Origin of the sequence: Dyella sp. (assembly GCF_035277725.1) — a bacterium.
Lineage (GTDB): Bacteria > Pseudomonadota > Gammaproteobacteria > Xanthomonadales > Rhodanobacteraceae > Dyella_B.
The window spans coordinates 1-9281 of sequence record NZ_DATEJY010000262.1; the positions used below are offsets into that span (position 1 = coordinate 1).

At 59.9% G+C, this 9281-nt stretch carries 7 protein-coding genes; 6 read left to right on the plus strand and 1 reads right to left on the minus strand.

Features of this window, described 5'->3' with window-relative positions; genetic code table 11:
- Nucleotides 1-1023: 1023 nt before the first annotated feature.
- Genes VJR68_RS20950 through VJR68_RS20960 form a run of 3 tightly spaced genes read left to right on the plus strand, consistent with a single transcriptional unit; the run spans nucleotide 1024 to nucleotide 6795 of the window.
- A complete protein-coding gene (locus tag VJR68_RS20950) occupies nucleotides 1024-2508 on the plus strand; it encodes an efflux transporter outer membrane subunit (RefSeq protein WP_324150783.1) in 1485 nt (494 codons plus the stop codon).
- The gene (locus VJR68_RS20955; protein WP_324150785.1) at nucleotides 2498-3673 is read left to right on the plus strand and encodes an efflux RND transporter periplasmic adaptor subunit; all 1176 of its coding nucleotides are present in this window, start codon (nucleotides 2498-2500) and stop codon (nucleotides 3671-3673) included. Before VJR68_RS20950 ends, VJR68_RS20955 begins: the two co-directional genes overlap by 11 nt.
- Complete coding sequence (locus VJR68_RS20960) at nucleotides 3670-6795, plus strand: CusA/CzcA family heavy metal efflux RND transporter (RefSeq protein ID WP_324150786.1); 3126 nt, start codon at nucleotides 3670-3672, stop codon at nucleotides 6793-6795. The genes VJR68_RS20955 and VJR68_RS20960 overlap by 4 nt, the downstream gene beginning before the upstream one ends.
- Before the next feature lie 269 nt (nucleotides 6796-7064).
- Here VJR68_RS20960 and VJR68_RS20965 read toward each other — a convergent pair whose 3' ends face one another.
- Nucleotides 7065-7424: a helix-turn-helix domain-containing protein gene (locus VJR68_RS20965; protein WP_324150788.1), complete on the minus strand. Its 360-nt coding sequence runs from the start codon at nucleotides 7422-7424 to the stop codon at nucleotides 7065-7067.
- 128 nt (nucleotides 7425-7552) lie between these two features.
- Between VJR68_RS20965 and VJR68_RS20970 the strand changes: the two genes are divergently transcribed.
- The 3 genes from VJR68_RS20970 to VJR68_RS20980 form a co-directional block, all read left to right on the plus strand.
- Nucleotides 7553-7960: a DoxX family protein gene (locus tag VJR68_RS20970; RefSeq protein WP_324150789.1), complete on the plus strand. Its 408-nt coding sequence runs from the start codon at nucleotides 7553-7555 to the stop codon at nucleotides 7958-7960.
- A gap of 11 nt (nucleotides 7961-7971) precedes the next feature.
- Nucleotides 7972-8715, plus strand: coding sequence for an SDR family oxidoreductase (locus tag VJR68_RS20975; RefSeq protein WP_324150792.1), 744 nt, complete (start codon nucleotides 7972-7974; stop codon nucleotides 8713-8715).
- Nucleotides 8716-8888: 173 nt separating this feature from the next.
- A partial coding sequence (locus VJR68_RS20980) for a hypothetical protein (RefSeq protein WP_324150793.1) occupies nucleotides 8889-9281 on the plus strand: 393 nt, incomplete at its 3' end.

Sequence of the window (9281 nt, forward strand, 5' to 3'; positions counted from 1 at the left end):
GCGGCATCCAGCAGTTGAAACCCTGGAAAAACGATGATGGCTATCTCGCGTCGCATGGTGGCAGCCGCATGACTTAGGTCTCGTGGCGGGAAAGTCGCGTAACTGCAAGGAGGCGTCAAGCTGATGCTCGCCATGATGTGCTCCCTCCCCTGCGGTAGTAGGGGAGGGATGGGGTGGGGTTGCTTGTGCTTTAGCGCACGCTGAATTTTTCCAGGGAATGGGTGGTGGCGATATTCGGCTCCCGTGGCTCGCTGCGCTCGCACCCCACCCTAACCCCAATGCTCCGAACTTAAGGTTTTGTCATCCGCCACAGAACCCAAACCCGTCATTCCAGCGAAAGCTGGTACGCGGGGAGAGCACATGGACGTGCTCGGCTTTGAGGAGCGAGGAATCCAGTGCCTTTCGGCTAAAAAGTCGCTGGATGATTCGCTTCGCTCACCCCTTCGGGGCCGTCCATTCGGACGTTCTGCGCGCTTCGCGCTACGTCCAGCTTTCGCTGGAATGACGAACGAGAGTTTATGGCGGTTGAAGAACCTTGAGTCCAGAGCATTGACCCTAACCCTCCCCCCGGATCAAGTCCGGGGCAGGCTCTGCAAGCAGGGGAGGGAACCGCTTTTTCGCAGCTTTCGACAGGACGGCGATGCAAGTGTTTCCCTGCGTGAAATGCATGCAGCACACATACCCAGCTGCGGCAAAGTGACATCACATAGCGACCACTACACGCCGCGGTGCGGCGTTCCATACCGCGCCTGATATGGCAAAGTGCACGCGCCACAAGCATGGGAATGTACCGGCAAGGAGCGCAAAAGCTTGCGGCAAACCGAACGGCGAAGATGCGGTTTTCCGCTGGTTTTTTTGTAGATCGATAGTCATTATCCGCCTCGGCGGCGGGCGCACTATCATCACGTTCGGGGCAGGGTGGCGATTCCCGTCGACCCACATCTATCGGAAGCTTTGGACAATGGGTGGCTCACGTAATCACGGCGGCACGCGATGATCGCCCGCTGTGCCAGGAACCTCGTTTTGGCGGCGCGGCCCGCGCGTATCTGCGTCATTGCCGTGACGCTGCTGATGGCAGGTTGTGCGGTCGGTCCTGACTTCAAGAAACCCGCGGCGCCAGATGTTTCCCGCTATACGGCCGCGCCATTGGGCACCACCGAAGCCACGCCCGGCGTCGCCGGCGGCGAGGCGCAGCGTTTCGTGATGGGTGGCGACATAAGTCGCCAGTGGTGGACGTTGTTCCACTCCCCGGCACTGAATGCGCTGATCGACGAATCGCTCAAAAACAATGCGGACCTCAAGGCCGCCCAGGCAGCCTTGTCGGTAGCGCACGAGAATGTTCTCGCGCAGCGTGGCGCCTTTTATCCGAATCTTTCAGCCGAATTTTCCGCGACCCGGCAAAGCCAATCCGGCACGCTTTCGCCGACACCGAACAACAACGCGTTTCTGTACAACCTGTTTACGCCGCAGCTCAATGTGTCTTACGTGCCCGACGTATTCGGCCTCAACCGGCGCACGATGGAATCATTGAAAGCGCAGGAAGACGCCGTGCGCTTCCAGATGATTGCCGCACACATCACGCTCAGCAGCAACGTGGTGGTCGCGGCAATGCAGGAGGCGTCCTTGCAGGCGCAAGTCGATGCGACGCAGCAGCTGATCGACATCAACACGAACATGGTGAAGATCCTGCAGCGCCAGGCCGACAAAGGCTACGCCAGCGGGCTGGATCTTGCGGCGCAGAAATCGCAGCTGGCACAAACGGTGGCGACGTTGCCGCCGCTGCGCAAGCAACTGGCGCAACAACGCGATGCGCTCGCCGTGCTGGTAGGGCGTTTTCCAAGCAACGCGCCGAACGGCATCATCGACCTGGCGCAGCTGAGCTTGCCGCAAGACTTGCCTGTCAGTTTGCCGTCAGCCTTGGTCGAACAACGGCCGGACGTGCTGCAGGCACAGTCGAACATGCATGCGGCAAGCGCGCAGATCGGCATTGCGACAGCCAATCGCCTGCCGAACATCACGCTGAGCGCGAACGCGGGTAGCACCGCGCTGGCGATGAACCAGCTGTTCCATTCCGGCACCGGCTTCTGGGGCATTGGCGCCGACATCACGGCGCCGCTCTTTCAGGGCGGTACCTTGCTGCATCAGGAACGTGCTGCCAAAGCGGCCTACGTGGAAGCCGCCCAGCAATACCGCAGCACCGTGCTCACCGCCTTTCAAAACGTCGCCGACACGCTGGTTGCACTCGACCAGGATGCCGCCGCGTTGAAGGCGGCCGCGGCGGCGAACGATGCCGCCAAGGTGACGCTCGATCTATCCGAGCGGCAATGGAAAGACGGTTACGCCAGCTATTTGTCGCTGCTCAGCGCGGAGCAGGCGTACCAGCAGGCACGCATCAACCTGATCGTGGCGCAGGCAAACCGGTTTGCCGATACCGCGGCATTATTTCAGGCACTCGGCGGTGGCTGGTGGCACGGCTCGGCCTTGAATCAGGATCACGATGAACATTAATCAGTGTTGCCTTAATCCCCTACCTGGCTTGCGCTATGCGAGTGCCGCGGCCGTGCTGCTGATGGTTGCGCTGTGCGCGGGTTGCTCCTCCAGCGATGAAGGCACGTCACCGACCGCGTCGGCGACGCCGGTGAACGTCACGCTGACGGCGGCGCAGCGGCAGCACATCACCTTGTACACGGTGGCAGCCGAGCCATTTCACCGCAGCATCGACACCACCGGCGTGGTGGATTTCGATAACGACCAATCCACCAGCGTGTTGGCACCGATCTCCGGCCCGGTGTCGCGCCTTGTCGTCTCTCCGGGCGACAAGGTGAAGAAAGGCGATCCGCTCGCCTACGTCGATTCACCCGACTTCGCCACGGCTGTCAGCACCTATCGCAAGGCCTTGGTCACCGCGCACACGGCGCGCCGGCTGGCCGACCTCGACAAGGATTTGCTGCAACACCAAGGCATTGCGCAGAAGGAAGCCGACCAGGCCGAGACCGATGCCACCAGCGCCGAAGCAGATGCTTATGCGGCCAAACAAACGCTGATCTCGCTCAACGTCGATGCGCAAACCATCAAGGATATCGAGCAGGGCAGGCCCATCGCCCATATCCAGGGCGTCATCCGATCGCCCATAGCCGGCACCGTGATCGAGAAGCTGATCTCGCCGGGGCAATTGCTGCAGGCGGGAACCACAGCATGCTTCACCGTGGCCGACCTGTCGCGCGTGTGGGTGATGGCGCAGCTTGCCGATGCCGACCTTTCCGCCGTGCATGTCGGTGACAGCGCGGACGTGCTGACCAGCACGGATGCCAGGCCGATCACCGGCAAGGTCGATAACGTCGCCGACTTGGTGAACTCGGACACGCGCATGGTCGCCGCGCGCGTGGTCGTCAATAACACGCAAGGCCAGTTGCGTAAACAGATGTACGTGAGTGTGCGCATCCATTCGCAGCAAGCGGAAAACGGCATGCTGGTGCCGGTGTCGTCGATGCTGCGCGACGATGAAAACCTGCCGTTCGTGTATGTACTGCAACCGGATGGAAGCTTTGCGCGGCGAAGCGTGACGCAAGGTTATCGCGTGGGCGACAAGTTCCAGATTCCGAACGGCTTGCACGCGGGCGATCGAGTCGTCGTCGACGGTGGCCTCTTCGTACAGTTCATGCAAAACCAATGAGCGAGACCTTGCCACCCAACGAGACGCCGTCGCGCACTGCGTCCTTCATGAACCGGATCGTCAGTGCGTCGTTGGGACAATCGTTCCTGGTCATCCTGTTGACGCTGGTCCTGGCCGGCTCGGGCATGCATTCGCTGAAGCGCTTGCCGGTCGATGCCTATCCGGACCTGTCGCCGCCGATCGTCGAGATCATTACGCAGTGGCCCGGTCATGCGGCGGAAGAAGTCGAGCGGCTGATCACGGTGCCGGTCGAGCTGGGCATGAACGGCATTCCGAAAACGGCGACGACGCGGTCGATTTCGCTGTATGGCCTGTCCGACGTCATCATCACGTTCGATACCGGCACCGATAATTACTTCGCGCGGCAGGAGGTGTTCAACCGCTTGGGCGACATCAGCCTGCCCAGCGGCGTGACGCCGTCGGTATCGCCCATGTCATCGCCATCCGGCCTTATCTATCGCTACGTGCTGCAAAGCACGGATCGCTCGCCGATGGATCTGAAAACGCTGGAAGACTGGACCATCGAGCCGCAATACAAATCCGTGCCTGGCGTTGCCGACGATTCGGGTTTCGGTGGCGGCACCATGCAATACCAGGTGTTGTTGGACCAGGCGAAACTCGCGTCAGTCGGTTTGTCCGCGGCGCAAGTGGAAGCATCGCTCACTGCGAACAACGCCAACGCCGGCGGCGGCTTCTATTCGCAGGGCGGCCAGTTCTATTACGTGCGCGGCATGGGCCGCATGCAGACGCTGGAAGACATCGGCAATGTGGTGGTGGCCGTGCATGACGGCACGCCGGTGCTGGTCAAGGACGTCGGCCGCGTGACGATCGGCATCGCGCCGCGCCTGGGTGAGTTCGGCTACGAGAAGCAGGATGACGCCGTGGAAGGCGTGATCCTGCTGCGCACCGGCGAGAAGACGCAGGACGTTCTCAAGCGCGTTGAAGCGAAAACCAAGGAGCTCAACGACCAGATACTGCCGAAAGACGTCAAGGTGGTGCCGTTCTACGATCGCTCCGACCTGATCGCCTTGACCACCCAGACCGTCAAGGACAATCTGCTGCGTGGCATGTTGCTGGTCGTGGTGGTGCTGATTTTCTTTCTCTACGATTTCCGCGCCGGCCTGATTGTCGCCGTCACGATTCCACTGGCGTTGCTGTTTGCGTTCATCTGCCTGGACGTGCAGAAAGCCTCGGCGAACCTGCTGTCGATCGGCGCGATCGACTTCGGCATCCTGGTCGATGGCGCGGTGGTGATGGTGGAAAACATCTTCCGCCTTATCGCCGAACGCAAAGGCACGCCGCTCGACGTCAAGGCGATCATCCGCGACGCCGCGGCGGAAGTGGATCGCCCCTTGTTCTACGCCGTGGCGGTGATCGTCGTCAGCTTCCTGCCGATCTACGTGTTGTCGGGCCCGTCGGGCACGCTGTTCAAGCCGATGGCCGACACCATGATCTTCGCCTTGGTCGGTTCGCTGATCGTGACGTTGACCTTGCTGCCGGTGCTGTGCGCATGGTTCATGCGCAAGGGGGTGGTCGAGCGGCGCAACCGGATGTTTGAAGCGATCAAGTCGGTTTACGCGAAGGGCCTGGATGTCTGTCTCAGGCGTCCGTGGGCGATCACGCTGGCGTCGGTGGTGTTGCTCGGCGCGTCGCTACTGTTGATTCCGCGCATCGGTGCGGAGTTCATGCCGCATCTGGACGAAGGCGCGCTATGGGTGCGCGCCACCATGCCGTACACGATTTCGTTTGACGAGTCGGCCAAAATCACGCCGAAGATTCGCGACATCCTGCGCTCGTTTCCCGAAGTGACCACGGTGGCCTCAGAGCTGGGTCGTCCCGACGACGGCACCGATTCCACCGGCTTTTTCAATGTCGAGTTCTACGTGGGCTTGAAACCGTATGCGCAGTGGAAGGGGCACTACCGCACCAAAGCGGCGCTTACGGAAGCGATCAACCAGAAGCTGCAAGCGTTTCCCGGCATCATGTTCAACTACACACAGCCGGCAGAGGACGCGGTGGATGAAGCGGAAACGGGCCTGAAAAGCGCGCTCGCCGTAAAAATCTTCGGGCCGAACCTCAATGTGCTGCAGGAGAAAGGGAAGGCGATCAGGAAGGTGCTGGAACAAGTGCGCGGTATTGGCGATGTCACACTGGTGCAGGAGCTTGGACAACCCAGCCTCACCATCAAGATCGACCGCGCCGCCATTGCGCGTTATGGCGTGAACGTTGCGGACATCAACGCGTTGATTCAGACGGCGATCGGTGGCGATGTCGCCACCCAGGTGGTGCAACAGGAAAAGCAGTTTGACCTGGTCGTGCGGCTTGAACGCCAATACCGCGACAACCCCGAGGAAATTGGCAACATCCTGGTCGCCACGCCCGGTGGCCAGCAGATTCCGCTGAAGGAATTTGCCGATATCAAAGTGACCACCGGTGCATCGTTTATCTATCGCCAGAACAATTCCCGCTACATCGGCGTGCAGTTTTCAGTGGATGGCCGCGACCTCGCCGGTGCAGTCGGCGATGCCATGGCGCAGGTCAACAAGAAAGTTTCCCTGCCGCAGGGCTATCGCCTGGACTGGGGCGGCGAATACACGGAATACACTGCATCGCGCGCGCAATTGAATGTCATTCTGCCGCTGACGTTGGCGTTGATTTTCCTGCTGCTGTTCACGCTGTACAGCAACTTCAAGTTCCCGTTCATTACGGTGCTCGGCGTGCTGCTGACCGCGCCAGTCGGCGGCATCATCGCGTTGTGGCTGACCGATACGCCGTTCTCCGTATCCTCCGGCATCGGCTTCCTGGCGCTGTTCGGCGTGTCCGTGCAAACCGCGGTGGTCTACATCTCCTACGTCAATGAGTTGCGCCGTGCGGGCGTCGACGTAGCCGATGCCATCCGGCAGGGCGCCATCCTGCGTCTACGCCCGATCATGATGACCGCTCTGGTTGCTGCGCTCGGTTTGCTTCCCGCTGCGCTCGCCACCGGCGTTGGCACCGATACACAGCGGCCGTTTGCGCTGGTCATCGTCAGCGGTTTGTTTACGCGCCTGTTGATCAGTATTTTCCTGATGCCGGCGTTGTATGCGCTGGTGGCGAGGAAGGACGACAGGTTGGAGGTTTGATCGTCGCGTCTACGCTTTCATCGCGTCGATCGATACTCCGAGGCCTGCGATTTGAACCCCGGCATCATCCACACGCCGTTCCACGAGCTTAAGGATTTTCAGCCGCCATAAAACTCGAACCCGTCATTCCAGCGAAAGCTGGTACGCGGGGAGCGCGTAGGCTGGGATTTCATCCAGCCTACACGGCTGCATCGTCGCCAACGCTTTGCTGTCGCCTGGCGCAGCCTTCGACGTTGATCCATGCATCTGCATGGTCCTGATCTCGGGCGTCACTTAACCCTGGATTTCACCACCATGGCTTTGCGTCCACGCGATGCCGGCTTAACCGGCAACGTCTTCCCATACTCGTTCCACCAGGCCGTTAGCGCTTCCATCGTTGGCCCAAGCCCGCGAGCCTTTTGAGTGATTTGGTACTCCACGCGCGGTGGCACTTCCGCGAAGACTTCGCGCGACACTAGGCCATCTGCTTCCAGTTCACGAAGCTGCGCAGTCAGCATGTGCTGTGTGATGCCTGGTATGGCCTTGCGAAGTTCGCCAAAGCGATACATGCGCTGACTGAGCAGCCACATGATTTCGAGTTTCCACTTGCCAGAGAGCAGCGCGAATGCGCGGCGCATTTCCTCATGCATGTTGATCTCGACATCGCCATTAGTATTCTTTTTCATACTAACCCCAACGATTTCATCCTACTTGTGCGCTCTCATCTAACGGCCAATCCTAGAGGAAAGTTGATGTAAATAACCTCTAGGAACGGCACATGATCGCAAACTATGCGTACTGGATCAGCACGGCGCTGCTGGCGTTGCTCTACTTGACCTCTGCAACGCTGTATATCGTCAAGCGTGAATGGGTTCGTCATAACCTTGCTGGGCTTGGCTACCCTGGCTATCTCGTATCGGTGCTCACTGTTGTAAAAATTCTGGCCGTAGCCGTCATCCTGTCGCGCTTCAGCGTGCCGCTAAGCGACCTTGCCTATGCAGGCATCTTCTACCACTTGCTGCTTGCATTGCTCGCCCATGTCGGCGTTCGCAAGCCAAGCGAAGCCATCCCGGCGTTAGTGGGGCTCGTGCTTTTGACCGTGTCTTTCACTACTCAAAATGCCGCCCGCGGTGTTCCGTCGCCATATGGCGTGATCGCGGCAGCACATCAGGCAACCCTTCATTAAAGGAGCGCGCCATGGGCCGACTCAGTGGAAAAGTAGCTATCGTCACCGGCGCGGGCCGAGGTATCGGTCGCGCCACCGCCAAACTGCTTGCAGCGGAGGGTGCAAAGGTGGCCGTGCTTTCGCTTACGCCTGCCAACGTCGATGCTGTTGTTGCAAACATCAGAGGCGCCGGTGGTGACGCAATCGGTGTCGCCTGCGACATCAGCGATTGGGAGCAAGTGAATGCGGCGGTCGAGAAGGTGGTTGCCACCTATGGCGGCATCGACATTCTCGTAAACAACGCGTTTGATTTCTCCGCACCGTTCTCGTCCATCATGGATTTGACGGTGACGCAGTTGCAGCGCAATTTGGATACGGGGCCGATTGCCTACCTGCGGACCATGCAGCTTTGCTATCCCTATCTGAAGGCCAGCGGGGCAGGACGCGTCATCAATTTTGGTTCAATGGCCGGTGTCCTGGGGCTCGTTGGTTACGGCCCGTACAACATGGCCAAAGAAGCGGTACGCGCGCTTACCCGAACCGCTGCGCGCGAATGGGCTGTAGACAAAATCACGGTGAACAATGTTCTGCCTCTGGCAGAGACGTGGGGCCCGGAGGCCAGCGTACCGCCGCCGAGTAACCCGCTGAGACGCTTCGGAACGCCGGAAGACGATATCGCGCCGGTGGTCCTGTTTCTCGCGAGCAAAGATGCGCAGTTCTTGACGGGTTATAGCCTCACGCCTGACGGCGGCTCGATTATCGATAGCGCGCGCTGAGTAGGTTTCATTAAAAAGGAACGGACGTCATTGGATGAGATTAGCGACGTCCGTTCCGTTCTTCAGTCGCGGCCATATCAGCGATATGCCGGGTAGACGCGGACCGCCCGTTACGCCCCCACGCGTATCCATGGCTGATCGGAGCTTTCGTACCTCATAACGAACCCCGTAACGTGCCCGTTCGCGTCGCGCTGAAACACGTCCCGTTTGTACACGTTGTCAGGTTCAAACAGCATATCGCGTGTTTCCGCCTTCAACTCCAAAAAAGGTCCACCGGGCTTGCCGCCCAGGATGCGATCACCCTCGCGCCGAATCACGTAGGTATTGCCGGCATTTCGATACGTTCCGGCCAACTCGTCGATCTGGCTTGGGGTAAGCGCTATCGGCGGCGGATTGATGCGGATACGGTCGGTATGCACGATCCGAAGCAGCCACTTGCCGTCGATGCGCTGCCAGGTTTCCGTCATGAGCAGATGACTCTTGCTTTCGTCGACGCCGCCAGGGCGTTGTGGCACATCGTCCTGATGAAAGACCTGTGCAGTGTCGCCAATGATCTTTACCTCGTA

What these genes read in the sequence shown, in the direction of transcription:
- VJR68_RS20955 (WP_324150785.1), top strand. Translation starts at nt 2,498, where the DNA reads ATGAACATTAATCAGTGTTGCCTTAATCCCCTACCTGGCTTGCGCTAT.
- VJR68_RS20960 (WP_324150786.1), top strand. Translation starts at nt 3,670, where the DNA reads ATGAGCGAGACCTTGCCACCCAACGAGACGCCGTCGCGCACTGCGTCC.
- VJR68_RS20975 (WP_324150792.1), top strand. Translation starts at nt 7,972, where the DNA reads ATGGGCCGACTCAGTGGAAAAGTAGCTATCGTCACCGGCGCGGGCCGA.
- VJR68_RS20970 (WP_324150789.1), top strand. Translation starts at nt 7,553, where the DNA reads ATGATCGCAAACTATGCGTACTGGATCAGCACGGCGCTGCTGGCGTTG.
- VJR68_RS20965 (WP_324150788.1), bottom strand. Translation starts at nt 7,424, where the DNA reads ATGCATGAGGAAATGCGCCGCGCATTCGCGCTGCTCTCTGGCAAGTGG.